This window comes from Streptomyces sp. SP17BM10 (genome assembly GCF_036322405.1).
Taxonomy (GTDB): Bacteria; Actinomycetota; Actinomycetes; order Streptomycetales; family Streptomycetaceae; genus Kitasatospora.
Genome location: NZ_JAQYXB010000642.1, coordinates 194,448 through 214,285, shown reverse-complemented (window position 1 = coordinate 214,285; position 19,838 = coordinate 194,448). Strand labels below are relative to the sequence as shown.

The 19,838-nt window shown below is 72.7% G+C and carries 22 protein-coding genes and 2 pseudogenes; 1 reads left to right on the top strand and 23 read right to left on the bottom strand.

Features of this window, described 5'->3' with window-relative positions; genetic code table 11:
* Window positions 1-14 precede the first annotated feature (14 nt).
* Window positions 15-254 (top strand): hypothetical protein, encoded by a 240-nt coding sequence (locus tag PUR71_RS29040; protein WP_329930114.1) that lies wholly within the window; start codon window positions 15-17, stop codon window positions 252-254.
* An 8-nt stretch (window positions 255-262) separates the two neighbouring features.
* On the opposite strand, the gene PUR71_RS29035 is transcribed toward PUR71_RS29040, so the two are convergent.
* The 23 genes and pseudogenes from PUR71_RS29035 to PUR71_RS28925 all read right to left on the bottom strand — a co-directional run bounded on the left by PUR71_RS29035 (window position 263) and on the right by PUR71_RS28925 (window position 19,704).
* Complete coding sequence (locus PUR71_RS29035) at window positions 263-745, bottom strand: hypothetical protein (protein ID WP_329930113.1); 483 nt, start codon at window positions 743-745, stop codon at window positions 263-265.
* A gap of 23 nt (window positions 746-768) precedes the next feature.
* Window positions 769-996, bottom strand: coding sequence for a LuxR C-terminal-related transcriptional regulator (locus PUR71_RS29030; protein WP_329930112.1), 228 nt, complete (start codon window positions 994-996; stop codon window positions 769-771).
* A complete protein-coding gene (locus PUR71_RS29025) occupies window positions 993-1,859 on the bottom strand; it encodes a DUF317 domain-containing protein (RefSeq protein WP_329930111.1) in 867 nt (288 codons plus the stop codon). Before PUR71_RS29025 ends, PUR71_RS29030 begins: the two co-directional genes overlap by 4 nt.
* A 19-nt stretch (window positions 1,860-1,878) precedes the next feature.
* Window positions 1,879-2,727 (bottom strand): DUF317 domain-containing protein, encoded by an 849-nt coding sequence (locus tag PUR71_RS29020; protein WP_329930110.1) that lies wholly within the window; start codon window positions 2,725-2,727, stop codon window positions 1,879-1,881.
* 14 nt (window positions 2,728-2,741) lie between these two features.
* Window positions 2,742-3,530, bottom strand: coding sequence for a DUF317 domain-containing protein (locus PUR71_RS29015; RefSeq protein ID WP_329930109.1), 789 nt, complete (start codon window positions 3,528-3,530; stop codon window positions 2,742-2,744).
* A 118-nt stretch (window positions 3,531-3,648) separates the two neighbouring features.
* Window positions 3,649-4,473: a winged helix-turn-helix transcriptional regulator gene (locus PUR71_RS29010; protein ID WP_329930108.1), complete on the bottom strand. Its 825-nt coding sequence runs from the start codon at window positions 4,471-4,473 to the stop codon at window positions 3,649-3,651.
* 56 nt (window positions 4,474-4,529) lie between these two features.
* Window positions 4,530-5,192: a hypothetical protein gene (locus PUR71_RS29005; protein ID WP_443077606.1), complete on the bottom strand. Its 663-nt coding sequence runs from the start codon at window positions 5,190-5,192 to the stop codon at window positions 4,530-4,532.
* Window positions 5,189-5,704: a hypothetical protein gene (locus PUR71_RS29000; protein ID WP_329930106.1), complete on the bottom strand. Its 516-nt coding sequence runs from the start codon at window positions 5,702-5,704 to the stop codon at window positions 5,189-5,191. The genes PUR71_RS29005 and PUR71_RS29000 overlap by 4 nt, the downstream gene beginning before the upstream one ends.
* On the bottom strand, window positions 5,701-6,444 hold the full coding sequence (locus tag PUR71_RS28995) for a glycosyl hydrolase (protein WP_329930105.1): 744 nt from the start codon (window positions 6,442-6,444) through the stop codon (window positions 5,701-5,703). Before PUR71_RS28995 ends, PUR71_RS29000 begins: the two co-directional genes overlap by 4 nt.
* Entirely contained in the window at window positions 6,441-7,028 is a 588-nt protein-coding gene (locus PUR71_RS28990) for a DUF4913 domain-containing protein (protein WP_329930104.1), read from the bottom strand. The genes PUR71_RS28995 and PUR71_RS28990 overlap by 4 nt, the downstream gene beginning before the upstream one ends.
* 146 nt (window positions 7,029-7,174) lie before the next feature.
* Window positions 7,175-7,849: an HAD family hydrolase gene (locus tag PUR71_RS28985; protein WP_329930103.1), complete on the bottom strand. Its 675-nt coding sequence runs from the start codon at window positions 7,847-7,849 to the stop codon at window positions 7,175-7,177.
* A 63-nt stretch (window positions 7,850-7,912) separates the two neighbouring features.
* Window positions 7,913-9,118, bottom strand: a complete 1,206-nt coding sequence (locus tag PUR71_RS28980; protein WP_329930102.1) for an MFS transporter — start codon at window positions 9,116-9,118, stop codon at window positions 7,913-7,915.
* 163 nt (window positions 9,119-9,281) lie between these two features.
* The gene (locus tag PUR71_RS28975; protein WP_329930213.1) at window positions 9,282-10,166 is read right to left on the bottom strand and encodes a DNA cytosine methyltransferase; all 885 of its coding nucleotides are present in this window, start codon (window positions 10,164-10,166) and stop codon (window positions 9,282-9,284) included.
* Window positions 10,167-10,287: 121 nt separating this feature from the next.
* Window positions 10,288-10,479: pseudogene (locus PUR71_RS28970) on the bottom strand (DNA cytosine methyltransferase); the annotation flags it as partial.
* Complete coding sequence (locus PUR71_RS28965; protein WP_329930101.1) at window positions 10,476-11,069, bottom strand: hypothetical protein; 594 nt, start codon at window positions 11,067-11,069, stop codon at window positions 10,476-10,478. The pseudogene PUR71_RS28970 and the gene PUR71_RS28965, both read right to left, overlap by 4 nt.
* The gene (locus tag PUR71_RS28960) at window positions 11,066-12,262 is read right to left on the bottom strand and encodes a DnaB-like helicase N-terminal domain-containing protein (RefSeq protein WP_329930100.1); all 1,197 of its coding nucleotides are present in this window, start codon (window positions 12,260-12,262) and stop codon (window positions 11,066-11,068) included. Before PUR71_RS28960 ends, PUR71_RS28965 begins: the two co-directional genes overlap by 4 nt.
* Before the next feature lie 404 nt (window positions 12,263-12,666).
* Window positions 12,667-14,455, bottom strand: a pseudogene (locus PUR71_RS28955) (type IV secretory system conjugative DNA transfer family protein).
* Window positions 14,456-14,554: 99 nt separating this feature from the next.
* Window positions 14,555-15,217, bottom strand: a complete 663-nt coding sequence (locus PUR71_RS28950) for a hypothetical protein (RefSeq protein WP_329930099.1) — start codon at window positions 15,215-15,217, stop codon at window positions 14,555-14,557.
* A 33-nt stretch (window positions 15,218-15,250) separates the two neighbouring features.
* Complete coding sequence (locus tag PUR71_RS28945) at window positions 15,251-16,522, bottom strand: hypothetical protein (protein WP_329930098.1); 1,272 nt, start codon at window positions 16,520-16,522, stop codon at window positions 15,251-15,253.
* 131 nt (window positions 16,523-16,653) lie between these two features.
* On the bottom strand, window positions 16,654-17,163 hold the full coding sequence (locus PUR71_RS28940; protein WP_329930097.1) for a hypothetical protein: 510 nt from the start codon (window positions 17,161-17,163) through the stop codon (window positions 16,654-16,656).
* Window positions 17,164-17,244: 81 nt separating this feature from the next.
* Window positions 17,245-17,742 carry a hypothetical protein gene (locus tag PUR71_RS28935; protein WP_329930096.1) on the bottom strand — a complete coding sequence of 166 codons (498 nt, stop codon included), beginning with the start codon at window positions 17,740-17,742 and terminating at the stop codon, window positions 17,245-17,247.
* A gap of 31 nt (window positions 17,743-17,773) precedes the next feature.
* A complete protein-coding gene (locus PUR71_RS28930) occupies window positions 17,774-18,532 on the bottom strand; it encodes a hypothetical protein (protein ID WP_329930095.1) in 759 nt (252 codons plus the stop codon).
* Between the two features lie 92 nt (window positions 18,533-18,624).
* On the bottom strand, window positions 18,625-19,704 hold the full coding sequence (locus PUR71_RS28925; protein WP_329930094.1) for a hypothetical protein: 1,080 nt from the start codon (window positions 19,702-19,704) through the stop codon (window positions 18,625-18,627).
* Between the last annotated feature and the right edge of the window lie 134 nt (window positions 19,705-19,838).

Genomic DNA, 19,838 nt, shown 5'->3' with positions numbered 1-19,838 from the left:
ATAGAGGCCGGGACATGGCGGCGCTGGAGTGCAAGATCCGCAGCGCGGGGCGGGCCTGGACGATGGGCGACATCACGGTGATCGGCGAGGGCCAGTGGGCCGTGCGCACCGTGAGCCGCGCCGAGCGGCAGCAGGACGACGCGGTGGCGGCACGGCTGGCGGACGGGCAGCGGGTCGAGCTGACCGTGGAGGAGATGGCCCGCGCGGTGGGCGCCATGGATCCGGGCGCCCACCGCGACCAGGCCGAGGGTTGACCGTCGGTCTATCGGCGGTTCGTCGACGCCGGCGCTCGTGCGGCGGCGGCCGAGGGGGCGGGCCGGTCGGCGGACAGGCCCAGGGGGCGGGAGGGCGCGGTGCGGGCGGTGGCAGCCCGTACGCGTTGGGCGTCTCGGCCGCCGTCGGCCCTGAGCGCGTTCTCGCGGGCGTCGACGAGGTTGCGGATCGCCGTCAGGGCGGTGTTGCTCTCGGCGAAGGCGGTCCGCAGGGCGCTCGCCGTGTCCGTGATGCGGTCGAGGTCGTAGAACGCGGGCACGTGGCCGGGCCGGGTGAGCGCGTGCAGGCGGTCTTGGTGCACGGCGATGGAGTTGGAGACCACGGTGAGGTGGCTCCTGGTGTGCATGGCGGCGCGCAGCAGGGGGTCCTCGACGGGCTGGCGGACCGCCGCCTTCTCCAGTTCGGCGATTGGCCGGCCCCAGGCGTTCTCGATCATCGAGTCGGCGTGGTCGAGGGCGGTGAGATCGGACACGGTGTTCTCCAACGGGGGTCTGCTCAGCGGGTGCGGGTGGCGGCGGCCTGGTGCTCGGCGTACAGCTGGACGGCGTGGTCGAGGGTGAGCCCGCCCAGCTTCTTGCGGGCGCGGGCGGCGCGGCCGTGGACAGTGGCGGCTCGGGCGCTTTGCTGGTGCGCGATGTCGGCGATGGTGTAGCCCTCCGTGAGGTGGCGGAGGACGGTGGCTTCGGCGGGGGTGAGGGGCTGGCCGAGCAGGGGCTTGCTCACAACGGGCTCCTTCGGGGTGTTGTCGCCGAGCTCGCGCGGAGGGGCACGGGCGGCGTCGGCGTGGTGGCTGGTAGCGGCTGGCTCAAGGACGGGGAGGCGGTCGAGCGGGCGGTAGCCGCGCGGATGCGTGCGACTTCCATCGGGGTCGGCGTGGTCGGCGTCGCGGTGGCCTCGGCCGGGAGGTGGTCCAGGTCGATGCGCCGCATGGACCGCTGGACCGGGGCCGGGTCGGTGACGGCGGTGGTCAGCGCCGTCAGGAGGTGCTCGGGCAGCCGCGAGGAGGCGGTGGCGTACCAGACCTGGCCGGGCGGTCCGACCTCGAACAGCCAGCGCTCGGTGTCGCCGGCCATCTCGGCGTCGTGCCGCAGGGGCTTGTCCCGGACGTGGAGCCGGACGAAGCGGTCCGGGGACTGGTAGGTGAGGAAGGGGGTGGCGGGATCCAGGGTCCACCCTTCGCCGAGGAGCCCGAGGCACGTGTCGACTCCCGCGGTCCGGCCGTCGCGGCTCAGGTACGCACCGGGACCGCGGGTGTAGGCGTCGGCAAGAGCGGTGGTGAAGTCCGTGACGACCTCGGGCGGCGTCTGGTGATCGAAGCTGACCAGCCACTCGGGCGGGGCGAAGGCGTCCGGGCCCGCGCTGACCTTCCACAGGATCGGGCCGTCGCTTTCGGGAAGGTGCGCCAGGCGAGCACGCAGATCCGGTGAGGCGACGAAGGTGTTGCCCTCTTCGTCCCGGCTCTGAGCCCAGCCGGCATCGAGCAGCGGCTGGATGGCCTCGGACCCATCGGCGTCCGCGTTGGCGAGGTAGCGCGGGGCGATCCGGTACGAGCGGGGCTTGTCTGTCGCCTTGGCCGAGTTGGGCATGGCAGTTCCTCCTTGCGGGTCAGCGGCTACGGGCGGCGGGCGCGGGCGCCGGAAGCGCTGCAGCCCGGGTGGCGGTGGTGTAGGCGAGGACGGAGGCGTTCGCAGATGGCACGGGTGCTGAGCGGGCGGTCGCCGCCTGGATCCGCGCGACCTCCAAGGGGCTCGGCGCGGTCGGCGCCGCAGTGGCCTGGGGTGGAAGACGTTCCATCTGGGAGGGCCGCAGGTATCGCGGGACCGGAACTGGGCTGGTGATGGCGGTGGTGAGCGTGTCCAGGAGGTGGTCGGGGAGGTTCGAGGAGGCGGTGGCGTACCAGCGGTGGCCGGCAGGTCCGACCTCGAACATCCAACGCTCGCTGTCGCCGGCCATCTCGGTCTCGTGGCGAAGGAAGCTGAGCCGCCGGTGCAGTGCCACGAGCCCGTCGGGCGACCGGAAGACGGCCGTTGCCCGCTCGGTTTCGAGACGCCAACCGTGTTCGTCGAGCAGATGGTCCGTCACGTCGTAGCCGCCGGTGTCACCGTGCAGCACGGAGCTGGGCGCCGTGGAGTGGGCGACGGCGAGGGCGGCGGTGAACTCGCCGACGATCTCGGGTGGGGCGGACAGGTCGAGGGTCACCTGCCACTCGGGCGGGGCGAAGGCGTCGGGATGGGCGTTGATCACCCACAGCTCGCCGCGCTCGCCCTCGGGCAGGAAGCCGAGGCGGACCGTGTGGTCGGGCGAGGCGACGAAGACGTTGCCCAGGTCGTCGCGGCTCAGCGCCCATCCCGCGTCGAGCAGGGGCTGCAGGCCAGGGTCGCCCGTGTGGGTGGGGCCAGCCAGGAAGCGGGGCGCGACCTGGTACTCGCGCGCCCTGGCGATGGTGTTCGGCATCGGACCCCCGGTGGTCAGCGGCGCCGCGCGGCAGGCGCGGGCGGGGAAGCGGGCGTGGTGGACGGACCGGGTCGAGCTGCGGGTGACGGGTGCGGGTGGTCGCTCCCGGAGATCCGCCGCACGGTCACGAGGGCCAAGTGGCGGGTCGGTATGTCGCCGACGAGCCGCTGCACGGGCTTCGGGCTGCTGAACGCGAGGGCCGCGTGCACGAGCGGATAGAAGGGCACGCCGAGCGTGAACTCCGCACGCCACGAGGGATGTTGCGGGTCGCCCGCGAGCATGCTCCATGACGGCGGGGCCAGTCCGGCGACCTCGGCGTTGTGGGGCTGGTGGCCGACGCGGTGCCGGTAGACGGCGGTCCGGTCCGGCGCCACCTGGTCGTGGAAGCCCTTGGGGCTCTCGTCGGGCAGCCAGCCGCGGTCGGCCAGGACGGAGGCCGGGGTGTCGGGTCGGTAGCGCGTGCCTCCGCACAGGTAGTCGCGGTGCCGGGTGCGCAGACCGTCGGCGAGCACGGTGGTGAAGGCGGAGGTGATCTCGGCGGGCGTGCCGGGGCCGAAGGTGGCCCGCCACAGAGGCTCGGATCCGGGGTCGGCGAAGCCGTGGACGGTCCAGGCAGGGCGGTCGGCCGGTCCTTCAGCGGTGAGGACGGCGGTTCGGCAGGGGCTGGTGAAGCGGACGGTGCCGTCGGGCGTCTGCGTGCGGCTCCATCCGTGGACGGTGGCCAGCGGGGCAGTGATCAGTCGGCCGTCGCCGGAGCCGGCGAGGCGCAGTGGCAGGACGAGCAGAGGGGTGATGGCGGACACGGGGCTGTTCCTTGAGCTGGCGGGGAGCGGGCCCGCACGCCGGATCTGGCGGCATCGATGCGGCGGGCGGGCCCGTGGCTGCGGCGGCGGGCGGGTCTGTGCCGGGTGATCACGGCGCTCACCGGCCCCGGGCGAGGCTGGAGGTAGCCCGCGCGGCGGCGGGTGCGGGGGACTGCTGTTGCGCGGAGTGGCTGAACAGCGCGGCCGGCACCGGGGTCCGGCGTAGCGCCGCCGCCGTGCGTATGCCGTGGCTACCGTCGACCGGGCCGGCCATGGTGCGGACGGCGGTTGGCACCGGGATGGTGGACACGGCGGTGTGGCGGTCCTCCCAGCGCTGGACGGCCGCGTAGACCGGTCCGAGCGCCTGGCCGGCTTCGGTGAGGGTGTACGGATCGCCGTGTCGGGTCCCGGTCCGGGTGACCAGGCCGTCTTCCTGAAGCCGGGCAAGGCGGGGGGTGATCAACTGCTCGTAGACGCCGACGGCCTCGGCGAGATGGGTGAACCGGAGGCTGCCGTGCTCGGCCAGCAGTTGGACGACCTTGGTGGTGTGGAGCGGCTGCAGGCGACGCAGTGCGTCCTCGATCCGGTCGTTGCGACTCATGGGGGTGCGGTCGATGTGCTCCGACGACCACTGCACCAGGGACCGGTACACAGGCCCGAGGGTGAGCGCCTGCGGGCTGAGGCGGTATGGCGCCGTCCGGTCGAACTCGGCGTCCCGCTGCACGAGGCCGGCCTCGTGCATGGTGGCCAGCCGCTTGCTCATGAACGGCTGACTGACCGAGGGAAAGTACTGGGCGAGGTCGCGCACCCGCATCTCCGGGCCGTACTTGGCGATGGTGTGGACGACACCAGTGGTCCACTTCGGGGCGAGCCGGCGCAGGACGCCTTCGACGCGCTGGGCGTCGGCGTCGGTGAGGCCGGGGTCGGCAGGCTGAGTGAGCATGGTCGTTTCTCCGGGTCAGCGGGTGCGGGCAGCGGGCAGCAGCAGGTCGCGGGAGTTCACTCGGCTGCCTCCATGCGGGCGAGCAGCGAGCGGACCAGGGTGGGGAGGCTGCCGGGGCCGTCGCTGATCCGGACGTCGCTGGCGGCCTCGTCGACGATGTACTGGGCGTCCTCGATCAGGCCGCTGCTGATCTCCATGCAGGCATCGGTGATGGCGGCTGCGGCGCGCAGGGAGTCGGCCAGGACCTCGACGTAGGAGCCGGACGTCATCCCGGCGGCGTCGGCGGCGGCGCGGATCGCCGCCAGCTCCAGTGCGCTGAAGGAGTAGTCGAACTCCTCGTCGTCCTCGTCCGGGTCGAGTACGGCCTCGGTCCCCGGCACGAGTGCGGGGATGCCGGCGCGGGTGCAGATCGCGTCCACCGCCGCGGTGAGGTCGGCGAGGGACTCGGTCAGCCAGCCCAGGGCGGAGGCGTAGGAGGCGAGCGCGAACAGGCCGACGGGGGTGGCCGGCAGCGGCTCGTCGAGCCGGTTCTCCAGCCGGAGGTTCAGCTCGCCGACCACGCGGGGCCCGGCGGCGAGCGGGCCCAGGACCGGGTGGAGGTAGGAGCGGGTGGCCGGGGTGGGGTACTCGGCGGTGAGGATTCCGGCGACGGCCTGGGCGGCGTCGGTGAGCCAGCCGGCGAGGTCGGAGCGGCTGGGCGTGGCGGCGGTGGTCATCATCGGGCCTTTCGGGAAGTGGTGGGGGCGAAGCCGGGCGAGGCGGTGGTGTAGGCGGGGGTGACGGCGCCGCGGTTCTGCGGGGGGCGTGCGGAGCGGGCGCGGGCCGCTCGGACGCGGGCTTCCTGGGCTGCTCGGACCTGTGCTTCCCGAGCCGGGTCCAGGCCGTCGGGCGTGTTGAGGCCGGTGCGGCCCAGTCGGTTCTGGGCGGAGCGGTAGACCGCGTAGTCGAGCCGGGGGCCGGCGGCGACGAGGTAGACCTCGCGGGAGTGCTGGGAGGTGGGCGGGGCGTCGCGGAACTGGACCACCAGGCGGTGGCTGGCCCACTGGCCACCGGCGCCGAGGACGATCTTGTGGTAGCCCTCCAGGCGTCCATCGAGGCGGCTGGCGACGCGCTCGCCGTGGACCAGGTCCTGCAGGTGCAGCAGCGCCTGGTCACGGATGGGTTCGGGGAGCTGGCGCAGGTCGGCAATGGCGTCCGGGTGCGCGGCGAAGGCGAACTTGGCGCGGCTCACAGCGACCGTCCGAGGGACTTCGAGGTGTTGAGGTGCGCGGCGGGCGCGGCGGGCGCGGGGCTCGGCATCGGGGGGAGCGAGGTGGTGCGGGCGAGCGCGGCGTGCTTGCGCAGGGCCTCCGCGTCGACGCGGTACTCAGGGGCCTCGGGCAGCGGGGTGGAGCGATCCTCCAACCAGGACTCGGCGGCGGCGTGGTCGGCGAAAGCCCCCTCGCGCACCGTGTAGGTGTACGGGTCCGGCTGGAGTTCCTCGATGAACAGGCGGACGGGCAAGTCCTTGTCCTGGCGGTCGACGGCGATGCTCCAGCCCTCGGTGTCGTCTCCGTCGATGACCTGGTAGTCGACGATCTCAAGGCGCTCGCCCGAGTTCCGGATGCGGTCCTCGACCTGGATGGTCAGCTCGTCGGCGGGCTTGGGGACGTCGACAATCGGCGCGAGCTTGTCAGGTGGGCAGCCGCGGTTGACGAGCCAGTTCTGCGCGAACGCGAAGGTGGCGTGCTCGGACCTGCGCATGCTGAACGTGGCCTGGCTGCTGTCGCGGACGACATCGAAGGAGGCCAGGTTGGGCATGTTGGGGTAGCCCCAGGTGGCCGAGGCGTCGAAGGCGACGATGAAACTGCGCTCGCCCACATCGTGCTGGGAGATCGTCTTGAAGTCGCTGACCCAGGTGGAGTCGTACAGATCGGCAGTGTGCTCGTCGGCGGGCTCCAGGCCGTAGAGCCGGAAGTCGGTGTCCTTCATGCGGCAAGTCCCAGCTGGTCGGGCGTGGTGAGCAGGCGGTGGTTGGGCCGGGCCGGGCTGGTGGTGCACGCGGCGAACGGTCCGTCGGGGGCACGGAGTTGGAGGAGCACGTGGTCGAGGTGGTCGCGGTGCCACGTTGAGGGACCGCTGAGGCCGGCCTCGACATCGGTCAGCTGCTGCCAGGCGAGCCAGAGTCCGTGGAGGCGTGCGACGGCCTCCGGGTGCTCGTACCAGCGCGAGCACCAGGGGCGGGTGGAACTGATCTCCCGCCCGTAGGTCGGCAGGAGCACGTGGGTGACCCAGTTGCCCAGGGCGGCCAGCTCGGCGGCGTACTCGGCTCCGCCCATGGCGAGGATGAACACCGAGGCCGGGCCGTCGGGCTCGGCCTCGGTGGAGTCCGTCTGCGGCGTCTCGTCGCCGGGGGTGCTGAAGGCGTCGGTTTCGGCACCGAGGCGGTCGAGGAGGACGCCGTGCTGGCGGACCTCGGCGATGGTGCGGGCGAGGGTACTTGCGAGGTCGTCGAGGTCTTCGTCGGGGATGCGGATCGGCTCGGGCTCGGGGGTGCCCGTGGTCGGGTCGGACATGGCACTTCCAGGTGGTTCGAGTGGGCGGGAGGGGCGGAGAGCGGGGGTGTGGGCGGTCTTCCTCGACGGGGCATGGGCAGGCTCCAGAGGTGCGGGTGGGAAGAGGATCCGCAGATCCGGCGGTTTGGTACGGCCGCCAATTCGTGCTAGACGCAGGTGGGTTGGGCGGTTTCGGCGATGAGCTGCGATCCGAGGGCGACGGCGTCGGCGAGGGTGTCGGCGAGCGGGTGTCCGGCGGCGGCGAGCTTGGCGGGGTGGTGGAGCCCGCCGGTGTGGAGGACCGCGTGCGCGCCGTTGGCGTGGGCGGCGTCCGCGTCGTCGACGGCGTCGCCGACCAGCAGCACCCGGTGGCCCTGGCCGGTGAGACCGAGGGCGTCGAGGTGGGCGGCCAGCGGGCCGGCCTTGGTGCCGCCGGAGGAGCCGGTGCGCCCCTCGATCCGCTCGAAGAAGTGCCCGATCCCGGCCTCGTTCACCTCGGCGAGGAGGGTGTCGTGCGGGCACAGCGACAGCAGCGACTGGGTGTGCCCGGCCTCGTGCAGCGCCGTCAGCAGCTCGACGGCGCCGTCCCGGATCCGTACGGGCTGGGCGCGCAGGTGGTCGAGGAACGCCCCGTCGCTGGCCAGCCACTCCTGCTCGGTGATCTCGCGGCCGAGCAGGCGGGCGTAGAAGTTCGGGATCGGCACGGTGTGCTTGGCCCGGTAGGTATCCCGGTCGACCGGAGCACCGCCGAGGGCGGGCAAGGTCGCGTTCAGCGCCTTGACGTGGTCGTCGAGTCTATCCTTGACAGTTCCATTCCAGTCCCACACAACGTGCATGGGCATAAAGGGAGTTGAGGTGGCGAAGGTGGTGGTCACGGCCGGTTCTTTCAGATGGAGCGGGGGTGGTCAGGTGGAGAGCAGGTGGTTGAAACGCCGCAGCAGCCACAGCGCGACGCAGGCCCCGGCGAGTGGGACGAGGGAGACGAGCAGCGGACCCGCCGCACTCGCGAGGGAGGCGAGGCCGGTGCCGGCGGCCTGGCCGACGCCGATGCAGGCGATGAGCCAGGCGAACGCCTCGGTCGATTCGCCCTCGGGACTGAGGCGGTCGACGGTCAGGAAGGCGGCGGTCAGCAGCGGGGCGAGGAAGCTGCCGGGCAGGACGGCGCCGAGCACGGCGACGGCGGGCACCGGGTCGGGCAGCAGCACCATCCACCCGGCGGCGAAGCCGATCGAGGCGGCCACCAGGTGGCGGGCCGGGGAGCCGGGCCAGGCCCTGCGGCCGTAGGCCAGGCCGCCGAGCATGCTGCCCACCGACAGCGCGGCCGGCATGACGCCGACCAGCCAACTGGCGTGGTGGCGCTCGGCGGCGGCGAGGGCGAGCACGTTCACCGCGCCGAGCGCGACGCCGGTGCCGGTGAGAGCGGCGAACAGCACTCGCAGGCCCGGCACCCGCAGCGGCCCCATTCGGTGCGCGCGCTCGGCCGGTGCGCTCGGCCTCCAGGCGAGGGAGGGCTCGGCGGTGACGACCAGGCCGGCGCCGAGCAGGCCGAGCGCCGCGGTCGCGGTCAACGCGGCGGGGGCACCGGCACCGGCCGCGAAGCCGGTGGCCAGCAGCGGGCCGATCACGAACACCAGCCCCTGGGTGCTGCTGTCCAGGGAGAGCGCAGCGCGCCGGCGGGCGGGGTCGGGCAGGACCTGCGGCCACAGCGCCCGAAGGCCCGCCTCCAGCGGCGGAGTCGCAAGACCGGCGACCAGCACGGTCAGCGCGGCGAGCACCGGATGCCGCGTCGGGCCGGTGCACGGCAGCAGCAGGAACGCCGTGCTCGCGGCCGGGGCGGCGCCGTAGAGGATCGCGGTCTGGCCGTAGCGGTCCACCAGGCGGCCGAGCAGCGGCTGGCCGATCGCGGCGGCCAGCCCGTACAGGGCACCGAGCAGCCCGGCCAAGGCGAGTGAGCCGTGCTCGGCCCGCACCAGCAGCAGGATCGCGACCGGGGCCATGCCGGTGGGCAGGCGGCCGATCAGAGTTCCGCCCAGCAGGCGGGCGACATGCGGCGAGCCCAGGACAGCTCGATAGCTGCTGTCCTGGGCCCGGCCAACGGGGGTCGTGCTCAAGGAGAGTCCTTCGGTCGTGCGGTGGTCGGCGGCGCGCGGGCAGGCGCCCGGCGGGCCGGGGCATACGCAGGCATGGCAGCCCCCTCGGTTCGTGCGGCTGCCGGGGAGAAGAGTCCGGAGAATCCGCGATTTGGTACGGCCGGGAAAAGCGGGTAGAAGCCCCCTACAGGGCCCGGCACAGCGGGCAGCGGGAAACGGGCGGGGCAAGCAACTCAAGTGCCCTGGCAGCCTGTTGGGGAACGACGCCATTGCCGAGGGCGGTGAGCTGGGCGGGGCGGCCGAGTCCGGGCGTGGCGGTCACCCAGCCCGCCGGAAGCCCCTGCATCCACTCCACGAACTCGGCGCGCAGCCGTCCGCCCTCGTCGGTGGCCGGCGGCGCGGGACGGGTGAGGCTCTCCCATCGGGCGATGGCGGAGGCGTACGGCCCCCACCGTCCGTGGTCTGCTCCGACGGCGGGTTCGCCCAGAGCGGCAGGACCACCGCCGACAGCGGTGGTCGCCAGCCCTTCCCCGGCCGCCGTCCAGGCGTGCCGGAGTCGGATGCCCTCGGTGTCGGCAGCAGCGAGGCTGCCGCGGACGGCAGGCTCAGGTCCCCGTTCCCGTGGCGCTGGTTCGGGGAGCCCTTGACCCCGTCGCTGGCCTTCGGCGTCGGCAGCAGCCACTCCACCTCGTCGGCCAGGTTCGGCCCGTGGCCGCCGCTCTTGCGCTTCGAAGGGTGCTGGCTGCCGCCGTTCTTCGCGATGTTGCTCGTCGGCGTCTTCAGCACCGTGGTCGGCGGGCCAGGCAGTGAGGAAGACCCGGGCCCGGTGGTGGGGTGCTCCGACGTCGGAGGCGCGAAGAACGAGCCACCGCGCGTCGTACCGGAGCTGGGCCAGGGTGCCGAGTACGGCGCCAAGTGCCCGCAGAGGAGGGAGAGTTGCGTCGTCTCCCAGACACCACGGGCAGGGTTCCAGGTCGCCAGCGGAACCTGGGGAGGTGAGGAGTCCTCGTACATTCTCGACCACCAGGAGGCAGGGGCGGAGGGCTTCGACAGCGCGCGCCACGTGCAGCCAAAGCCCGGATCGGGTATGGGAGTTGAGGCCGGACCTCCGGCCAGCGACCGAGACGTCTTTGACACGGGAAGCCGGCCGTCAGGACGCCGACCCGCGGAACGTTCGCCCAGTCGATCGCCGTGATGTCGCCGAGGTTGGGCACACCGGGCCAGTGACGCGCCAGGATCGCTGACGGAGCGGCCTCGACTTCGGCGTGCCAGGCGACCCGCCCGCCGAGAGCCGTCTGGACACCGAGATCAAGCCCGCCGTATCCGCTGCATAGACTCCCGATCAGCGGACCCGGTGAGGAGTTCGGTATCGAGGCCGTCATCGCCGCCCCCTCGTGGAGGCCGTGGCCGCCACAGGAGCGGCAGCGGTAGAGTGCTGGACGAGCGGGGCATGGTGCCCGTCCCGGCCGGCAGGGGTCGAGCGGGAGAGCGCGGCCTGCTGGAGTCGGACGGACGGCGGCGAGATGGCAGAGGCGGCGTTCCGGAGGATCTGGCTGGCCTCGGCCAGGTCGTCGCGTGCCGTCTCGACGGCGTGTTCGACGAGTTCGCCGGCGATCGTGTGCGCGTCCTCGTAACTGGGCTCACCGCGCTTGTCCGCCGTGCGGGCGACGAAGGCGAGCTGCTGGGCGACGGTACCGAGGGCGGATGCGGCTTGGGCGACGCTGCCGATGGCGTTGGCGAACGCCTCGGCGGTGAGCACCGTGTGCTCCAGCGGCGCTGATTCGTCCGCACGGAACAGATACTCGTCACCCATCTCGACGATGGAGCCGCCGAGTTCGGTGATCTGCCGGCCCACGCTGACCGGATCGGGTAGACGGAACGGGGCGCTCACCTGGGGCAGCTTGGCGCGTTGGGCGTCGATCGCGGTCGCCGTGGCGTGCAGCAGCAGCGCCTCCGACATGGGGCTGTTCACGGGCTGCTCCGAAGGTGACGGGAGGGCGAGGTGCGGCTGCGCGGCGTTGTCGCGGTGCGCGACCGTACGAGGGGAACGGTGGGAGTCACGGCCTGCGGGGCGGACTGCCGTGCGGCGCTGCGGGACAGAGCCGCGTGCACCCGGGCCGATGGGTCGGAGCGCTCCGCGGGATCGTCCACCTCGCTGCTAGTGGATGGGCGTCCGGTGGCCGTGCGCCAGCGGGCGCGAACCTCGTCGAGCGGGCCGAGGGCGTGCAGGGCCTGGCCGATGAGGCGGCCGGGCACCAGGGCCTCGTCCTCGGCCAGGGCCTTGATCGTCGTGGCGGCTCCGGCGGCGGTGCGGACGACGGAGGAGCGGATGACCTGGTCACCCAGCCACTCGGCCGAGCCGGCCCCAGGTCCGCCGAAGAGACTGTCGAGCTGTTCGCGCGAGAGCGTTCCGTCGGCCAGCAGGCCACGCCGTTGGACCTCCCACAGGGCGGTCACCTGGTCGATCGGCTCACCTCGGTGGTGGAGCGCGCCCAGGCAGCGGTAGACCTGGCCATGTCCGGGGTCGGCGAAGTCGCCGGGCCGCAGCCAGTCGTAGACCTCGGCCATCGCCGCAGGCTGGCTGACGAGGACGGCTAGCAGGAACCGCTCGTCCTCGGCCTCTTCCGGCCCCACCGGGCGGGGCGGCTTCGCGCTCGTCCCCGCATCGGGCGGCGCCACCGGCCGAGGCTCGGTCCCCCAGCGCCGGGCGAGGTCGCCGAGCACGCCCGCCAGGACATCGGCGTGGTGCAGAACGCCTTCGACCTGCTGCTGCTCGGCGTCGATCCGGGCGACCTGCTCCAGGCGGACGGCGTGCTTGGTCACTGTCCGGTGGATAGCTCCTTCGAGCACCATCCGCCCGTAGACCGGGGCGTTCTGCGGACGCGGGCAGGCGGCGATCAGGGTGTGCGCATAGGAGGCACTCAACCCGCGAACGTGGCGGCCGGCCTCGGCGACGGTACTCGTCAGCCATGTCAAGGGCACCGTGCCGTCCGCTGCGCGGATCGGACGCTCCTGGCTGCTGACCGTCCGCATCGCGGCGAACAGAGCTTGGTGGACAGGTCGGTAGAAGTCGGCGGGCTTCAACCAGGACAGCGCGTCGAGCTGGTCCGGGTCGAGGAGAACCGCGCCGAGGAGGGCCTGCTCACCCTTGAACAGCGCGTCCATCACCACCAACCCTTCCGGGCTGCTACCCGCTGCTCTCGCAGCCGGGCGACCGCTTGGTCGGCAGCGGCCATATCGGCAGCGAAGCGATCCAGCTCACCGGTGAAGGCCGGGTCCGTCGCCAGGATCGAACCGGCGCCGGTGACCAGCCACCATTGGCCACCACGGCGGACGACCGGGGCTCCCGCCAACCGCTCGGAGCGCGGAACGCGGGAGGGGCGGGCGCGTTCAGACATAGGTAACTCCTGCTGAAAATACGGGGGTTGAGGAGGTGGGCATGGGGCCCGGAGTTGACCGACTGGAGCCGTCGGTGGCTGTGGCGGACGACGGGCCGGCACGGGATGCGAGCCCGTCGGTTTGGCCCGCACTCGCGGAGCGGGGTGACGCGGTCGGGGTGTCCCAGATGCTCACGACGCCAGACCGAAGTCGTCGCGATCAACGGACTTGGCCAGGGCGCGCTCGGTGATCGCCTTGGTGGCGCGGGCGGAGGCCGGACCGATCTCCTTCGCCGAGCGCTCCTTGTACCAGGGCTTGAGGTCGAGCATCGCCACCCGCATACCGGTGGCGAACAGCAGGATCTTGCCCTTGGGCAGCGCGCGGATCTGATCCGGCGGCAGGATGCGCTCGGTGCGCATCGACACGGACGTGGACTTGCCGCCGTCGGAGGTGGAGACGGAGGTGGTCTGCACGTCGTGCTCGCCAATCTGCCGCGACAGCTTGTCCGCGAAGTCGGCGTCGTCGATGCCGCTTCCGACGATCTTGACGGTGGCGGCGGACCAGAGGGCGTCCATGCCGGCCTCGCCCCAACAGCGCTGGCCCTGCCGGTAGGACTGCAGGATGGTCATCGGGATGACGCCCCGGCTTCCCAGGTGGGAGTACAGGTCTGGCAGGTCGGAGATCTTGCAGACGTTGGCGGCCTCGTCGAGGACGCACAGCGCCGGTGGGTCGAGCCGTCCGCCGGAGCGCTCGGCGACGATCACGGCCGCCCGCATCACCGCGTCGGCCGCCGCCGCGATGATCGCGCTCGCGCTGCCGCCGCCGTCCTTGCTGAGCAGGTACAGGGTGTCGCGGGAGGTGGCGAAGTCGAACGGCTTGAACTCCGGCAGCCCCTCCGTCGGGGTGACCCAGGCGGCGATTTCCGGGTCGAGCAGGCAACTCGCGTACTGCCGCGCCGTCTCGTAGATGCCGTCACGAGTCTCGGTCGCACCGCTGACGGTGCCCTGGAGCTGGGCGGCGACGGCGTGGTGGCCGGCGTCGGCGAGCAGATCGACGGGAGTGCGGTCGGCCGGGGAGGCGAGCCAGGCCAGTACGTCGGTGATCGGGCGCCGGTGGCTCGCGGCGGCGAGGAACAGGGCGCCCAAGGTGTTGCTCGCCGCGGTCGACCAGAAGTCGGAGCCGTTGGATTCGTCCACGGAGGCGGTGACGAAGTGCCCGGCGAGCCGCTTCGCGCCGGCGAGGTCGCGGGCGTCGGCGAGGATGTCCCACCACATCTCGCGTGGGTGGTGGGCGATCTGCTGCGGGTCGAGCGTCCAGACCTTCCCCACCTTCGACCGCGCATGGACGGTGGTGGTGTAGGCGTCGTTGGCCGCTTTGTTCGAGGTGAGCAGGACGGGGCCGGGGGCGGCGAGGATCGCCGGGATCGCCAGGCCGGACGTTTTGCCGGAGCGCGGTGCCATGATGGCGACGAGGACGTCCTCCCAGGAGGCGCGGACCTCAGCCTTGCCCGGAGAGAGCGTGCCGACGAGGATGCCCCGGTCATTCGGTGCGACCTCTTTTACACTCCCGGCCGCTCAGGCTTGGGCGCAGGCTGCGGGCCTTGGCGGTGACCTCCTTGTCCAGCAGCGGGGCGAGATCGGCCTTGCGGGCGAGACCGCTCTTCGCGCCACCGCGCCAGCGCATCCACAGCACCAGGGCGGCGGTGGCCAGGATCAGGGTGAGTAGGCCGGGGACGATCCGGGCCCCGACCAGCAGGGCGGTGGCGCTCAGGTGTGGCCACAGCACGTCGGGGTGAAGCATGGCGTCGGTGGCGCGGAACGGGGCCCACGGGCCGTTTCCGACAAGCGCGTTGGCGATGTTGCCGGTCAGCCAGGCGAGGGAGCCGAAGGCGAGGGCGGCGCCGAGGACGCCGAAGAGGAGATAGAGGAGCGCGTCGGACCCGGTGGTGGTAGACGGCGCGCTGGTGCGCGGGGAGGGCAAGGCGGTTCCTGGGTGTGCGAGCGGGCGGGGGCGGGGCGGGGCGCGCTCGGCTCTCGTGCGGATCACGAGGTCTGCTCCTTGGCGTCGAGGGGAAACGTTTCAGCGAGTGTGGTCGGCGGGGCGTGCCGCGGGCGGAGCTGCCGGAGCCGGTGCGGCTGCGGATGCCGAAGCGGCTGCTTGACGGCTGGTGGCGCGAGAGGAGTTGGCGCCGGGGGAGTGGGAGAGTGCGGCCTGCTGCCGCTTGGCGTCGGGGACGGTCTCCGCCCGTTCGGCACCCATGACGTCGTGCAGCAGCTCTCGGGTCCGCAGGACCTGGACCATGCCGTGGTGCCGGGGGTCGCTGAGCGCGGCCGGCAGCATGGCGACGGTGTCGATGGCGGCCTCCAGCTCTTGCTGGGCTTGGGCCAGCATCTGCTGGGCAGCGGCCAGCCGTGCCCACACGTTCAGGGCCGGGTTGCCGTGGACGTTGTCGAAGTCGAGCCGCGCCCTGGCCCAGTCGGCGGAGGCGGCGACCAGCTCGGTGAGCTGCGGCAGCGGACCGACGAGGGCGCTGGTGGCTTCCTCGATGATCCCGGCGACCTCCTGTGGGCTCGCCGTCACTTCGAGCCGCGAGATCATGCCGGGCATCGAGTACGGGTCGGCGGCGGGCGGCGGGAAGTAGCGGATCTGAAGAGGTTCTGCCGTCGGGCCGTGGGCGAGGCGGATGTTGTGCTGCATCGCCGCGCCGATCGCCTCGCCGATCGATGGGTAGTGCTCGGGCATGTCGCGAACTCCCTTTAGGGGCAGGGCTGGTGGTCACCGGATGCGGCCTGCGGGCCGGGGGCTGGCCGCCGAGGGGGGTGCGGCGGCGGCCGGATCCGCGACGCTCCTTCCTCGGGCGGTGACGGCGGGGGAGGCGGAGCGGGCGGCCTCGGTGGCGGCAACGGAGTAGGGGACGGCGGCCGAGGCAGTGTCGGCGGGGGCCTGGTGGGACCGGGCGCGCTGTACGTCGTCGAGTGCGCCGGCCAGTTCGCCCTGGGCGGCGGAGATGAAGTCGGCCGCGAAGCCGAACCGGTCGGAGAGCGCGAACTGGTCGGGGTCGAGGTCGGTGATCTGCTCGGACGCCGCCTCCATGGCCTCGTGGACGCGGTCGAGGACGCCGCCGTGGGGATCGAGCAGCTCGTCGAGCACCCCCGAGAGCTCGCCGAAATCGGCGGCACCGCGGATCCGATCGGTGAGCTGGAGGACCTGCTCGCCCGCGGTGGTGAGCCGCTGCCGCTCGGCGCGGCCGGGAAGCAGCTCAGTGTCGAGCCTGGGGTCGAGGTCGACGTCGTAGCGGGCGGCCCGCAGCATCTCGGCGGCGTGCGTGGCGATCGCGGCGCGGTCGGCCGTCGCGGTGGTGGTGGGCAGCCGGTGCCGCCGGCCGTACCAGTCCGCCTTCTCCAGGAAGCCGGCGTGCTTGATCAGGGCTGCGGACAGGTCGTCGCTGGAGCCCCTGGCGACGACGCTGCCGCTCGGCTCGATGGTGATGCTGATCGGCGGGATGGGCATGCGGTAGTCCTTGGCGGTCGTGACGGAAGGGACGGACCGGGTGAGATGGCCGAGGTCGGCGGCGATGCGGTGGCACTCGGCCTGCGCGTGGAAGGCGTCCCGGTAGGTGCTGTGGACGCTGCCGTCCTCGCGGACGACGGTGGCGACGATGTGCACGCACCGGTCGAGGTTGCGGATCGCCGCCCACCGGCAGCCAACCGGGTCGCCGGCAGGGGCGATCCCGGTCGCGGAGAGCAGACGTCGGGCGACGTCGGCCCACTGAGCGTCGGTCAGGTCCGGGTGGCGGGGGTCAGAGCGCACTGAGCACATCCACACCGGCCGCTCGGGGGCCCGGGAGCCGATCCGTAGGGCAGGGGCGTCCAGCACACCACCGCCGAGGACCTCCTGCGGGTCGCCGAAGAGGGGCAGCTGCTTGTCGGCGCCGCGGTAGTCGGCGCCGATCAGCCGGGGCCGCAGCCGGTAGCGCGGGTGGTCGTGCCCGTAGAGGGCGGGAATCAGTGCGGCCGTGGTGGTGGCGCGCTGCAAGTGGGCGATCACGGCGTCCCCTCTCGGACGGACGGCGGGGCCCGGTGGTCGGGCGGGCGGGGAAAGAATCCGCGGATTCGGCGGTTTGGCCCGGCCGGAGAACGGTGGTAGAGGCCGGACTCCAGCCGGGCGGCTCGGTGGAGTCAGCGCGGCGAGGTGAGGCCGTGGTCGCGGGCGAAGTCCTCGCAGGCGAAGCGGGCGAAGAGCTGGTCGTTGTGCAGCCGAGCCCAGTAGCCGTCCTGGCGGATGACGGTGGCGACGATGTCCAGCCCGTCGGCGGTGTTCCGCAGGGCCGCCCAGCGGCAGGCAGCGGGGTCGTCATCCGGCTCGATGCCGGTCGCGTCGAGAACCTCCCTGGTCAGCTCGAACCAGTCGTCGTCGGTGAGCGCGACGGAGGAGGTGCTGCGAATCGCGCAGTGCCAGGTGAGACGACGGGACGGGGCGTGGCCCGTCCGGGGCTTGCGCAGTGCCAGCGGCTCGTCCAGCAGCACCGCGAGCTGCGGCAGGACGATGTGCTCCTGGGCGGTCAGTTCGAGTGACCACGAGGTGAGCAGGTAGGGGGCGAAGTCGGGATCGGCGGCGTGCAGCTCTGCAAGGAGGTCGGTGGTGCTCTCGGTGCGACGGACGGTGCAGCTCAGGGGAGACGAAGGCATTGGCGTGGTGAGTTCCGAATCGGGTTGCGCAGTAGCTGAGTTGGGGCTGGCTCCCCGCGCCTGGGGCAGGGAGCCAGCAGGTCAGACGAACGGGTTCTCGGTCGGCCGGTCGGCGTCCACGGCGGCCTCCAGCAGCTCCTCCAGGTCGCCCGGCTCGGAGCTGCGCTGGTCGATCCACCAGCCGGCCCGGGTGACGGTGCGGGCGCGGTCCTCGACCAGCTCCCAGGCCGCCTCGGACATGCCCCCCTCAAGGACGAGAGCGGTGTAGGCGGCGGCCAGTATCTGGTGGCGGCACCGCACACCCCAAGCGATGCCCCGCTCCGTGCCCTCCAGCGGCGGCATCCGGTACTGCTCGGACCAGGCATCCGACTCTGCCTGCTCGGCGGCGCGCTTGGCCTCCAGCCACGCGGCCTTGTCCGCCTCGTCGCCAGCCTTCGCCGCGCGCCAGCACTCGGTACAGTCCTGCTTGGCGAGCCAGTCGGCGAACCCGGCCCGGCGGTCGGCCGGGCGGTCGCCGAGGTCCCTCACGCTCTCGTGGCCGCACGAGTGGGTGATCGTCCAGACCTTCTTCACGGCCATCGAATCTGCTCCTTGATCGTCGGGGTGGTGGTCATCGGGCGCGGGCGAACGCGATGCGCGGGTCGACCGCTGCTGGCGGCGGAGCGGTCGGGACGGCGGACTTGGCGGGGGAAGCCGACCGGGCCGCGGGGCTCTTGGCAAGGGCGGCCTCGTTGACGCGGAACTTGTGCGTGGTGAACGCCTGGTCGGCCGGGGCGCGGCGGGCGGCGACGGCCTCGGCGAGCTGGGGCTGCAGTGCCACCTGGTAGTTGCCGCGCTGCAGCGCCACCGTGGTGCGGGCGACCGCGTCGAGGGATTGGGCCGGGGTGGCGGCCGGCGGGGCGAGGTAGATGTCCAGGGCCTGGTGGTGGCGCCAGCCGTCGACCTCCAGGAAGACGGCCGGGCTGAGCGGTTGGCTGCCGCCGACGGCGGCGACGACGCCAAGGCGGGGGTGTTCGGCGAAGGCGACGTCGGGGCCTGGGTCGGGATCCGGGTGTCGCGGTGGCGCAGGTGCGGCAGTTCGAGTCCGCGCGGGTTCGGCGGCGGGCCCGGCTGCCGGTGCCAGGCCGGTGTCGACCCGGTAGCCGGCGCCGTTGAGCAGCTTCACGGCGAAGGCGGTTCGGTCGGCCGGTTCGCGGTGCTGGTCGGTCAGCGCGTACAGGGTCGGGTGGCCGGGGACTCGCTGGAACTCGAGCCGCTCCAGCATCCACTGGGCGGCGGCCGACTGGGTCGGCAGGTCGGCGACGATGCCGTGATCAGGGTGGCGGCCGATGGCGACGTCGGGCAGGGCACGGGGAACTTCGGCAGACACGGGCGGGCTCCACTTGGGGCGGTAGGTGGTAGGTGGTGGCGGGGTGGGGTCTGTCGGGGCGGGACACGGCTGGGCTCCTTTCGGGCGGGCTGTCAGCGGCGGGGGCCGGCCGACCGTACGGGCGTAACGGCAGCGCTCGGCACGGCCTCGGCGGCGTGAGCGGTCGGAGTGCGGAGAACGGTTGGGGAGGTCGCGAGCGCCGCCTCGACCCGGGCGTCGGTACCGGTTGTGGGGCGGACGGTGGGCAAGACCGGGCGGGAGTGATGAGGGTGCGCGGCGTGCCGGTCGGCGAGGTCGCCGCGCATCGCTCGGATCTCACGCACGTAGCCGTCCGCCTTGTCCGCGATGTAGCGCAGGCGGGCGGCGTAGTGCGGATCGGCGCCGCCGCCCAGCTCTTTCCACCAGGCCGCCGTCTGGTTGAGCACGCCGACTACCTGGTCCAGCACGCCGTCTCCAGGCGCGGTCAGCTCGCTGAGCGCCTCCACCACCTCGCCGGTGTGGCTGGCCTTCGCGATGTTCGCCCCGAGTTCCGCGAGCGGCCGGGACGGGAGGGCAACGGGCGCGGCTTCCGGGTCGATCAGGCCGGCCGGGCAGTTGACGCCGAAGCTCTCGGCCCGCAGGTAGTCGACCGCCCGGGTCACGGCCGTTCGGCGTTCGGCGGAGTCGACCATCGCGGCCGGGAGCCGGTGGTAGGTCTCCCGTCCGTAGCGGACCACCGGGATGAATCCCGCGCGGTGCAGCAGCGACTCGGCCCGGACCAGGCGGTCCCGCACGTCCTGCTGGGACGGCACGCCGCGTTGGTCCAGGTGATCGTCGATGCAGGCGAGCATCGGCCCGACGTTGGTGCCGTGCTGCTGGTTGAGCATCCCCGGCTGGCTGTTGTACAAGGTCGTGAGATCGCCCCCTCGTTCGAGCCAGCCCACGAACCAGCCGTTCTGCGGACCCATCTGCTCCAACCCGCATTGGTCCTCGTCGTACAGGGGACCGGCGACCAGAGAGCTGCCGTCTGGGAGCTGGGCGTCGATGTAGTCGCCGGTCTCGAAGTCGATGGTGAAGTCGACGTCCCGCTGCATCAGGAGAGTGGTGATGTCCGCGAACCTGCCGGCCGGGGACGGCCGACGGGTGTGGGCGGTGACGCCGAGACTGTCTTCGGCGAACTGGACGGACTGCATGGTGTGCTCCTGGGCGGTGGCGGCTCCTGCGGAGCCGCGGCTGGGCTGTCGATGGTCCGGAGAATCGACGGTTTGGCTTGGCCGGAATCCGGTGATAGGGGCCGGTCACCGGGGGCGGCGGATGGCCGTGGTGG

Bases quoted from the DNA above. Each gene is read 5' to 3' on its own strand.
- PUR71_RS28985 (WP_329930103.1), bottom strand. From the start codon at position 7,849: ATGCCCATGCACGTTGTGTGGGACTGGAATGGAACTGTCAAGGATAGA.
- PUR71_RS28940 (WP_329930097.1), bottom strand. From the start codon at position 17,163: ATGCCTTCGTCTCCCCTGAGCTGCACCGTCCGTCGCACCGAGAGCACC.
- PUR71_RS28935 (WP_329930096.1), bottom strand. From the start codon at position 17,742: ATGGCCGTGAAGAAGGTCTGGACGATCACCCACTCGTGCGGCCACGAG.
- PUR71_RS28990 (WP_329930104.1), bottom strand. From the start codon at position 7,028: ATGTCCGACCCGACCACGGGCACCCCCGAGCCCGAGCCGATCCGCATC.
- PUR71_RS28995 (WP_329930105.1), bottom strand. From the start codon at position 6,444: ATGAAGGACACCGACTTCCGGCTCTACGGCCTGGAGCCCGCCGACGAG.
- PUR71_RS29040 (WP_329930114.1), top strand. From the start codon at position 15: ATGGCGGCGCTGGAGTGCAAGATCCGCAGCGCGGGGCGGGCCTGGACG.
- PUR71_RS28925 (WP_329930094.1), bottom strand. From the start codon at position 19,704: ATGCAGTCCGTCCAGTTCGCCGAAGACAGTCTCGGCGTCACCGCCCAC.
- PUR71_RS29010 (WP_329930108.1), bottom strand. From the start codon at position 4,473: ATGCTCACTCAGCCTGCCGACCCCGGCCTCACCGACGCCGACGCCCAG.
- PUR71_RS28950 (WP_329930099.1), bottom strand. From the start codon at position 15,217: ATGCCCGAGCACTACCCATCGATCGGCGAGGCGATCGGCGCGGCGATG.
- PUR71_RS29005 (WP_443077606.1), bottom strand. From the start codon at position 5,192: ATGATGACCACCGCCGCCACGCCCAGCCGCTCCGACCTCGCCGGCTGG.
- PUR71_RS28960 (WP_329930100.1), bottom strand. From the start codon at position 12,262: ATGGACGCGCTGTTCAAGGGTGAGCAGGCCCTCCTCGGCGCGGTTCTC.
- PUR71_RS29025 (WP_329930111.1), bottom strand. From the start codon at position 1,859: ATGCCCAACTCGGCCAAGGCGACAGACAAGCCCCGCTCGTACCGGATC.
- PUR71_RS29020 (WP_329930110.1), bottom strand. From the start codon at position 2,727: ATGCCGAACACCATCGCCAGGGCGCGCGAGTACCAGGTCGCGCCCCGC.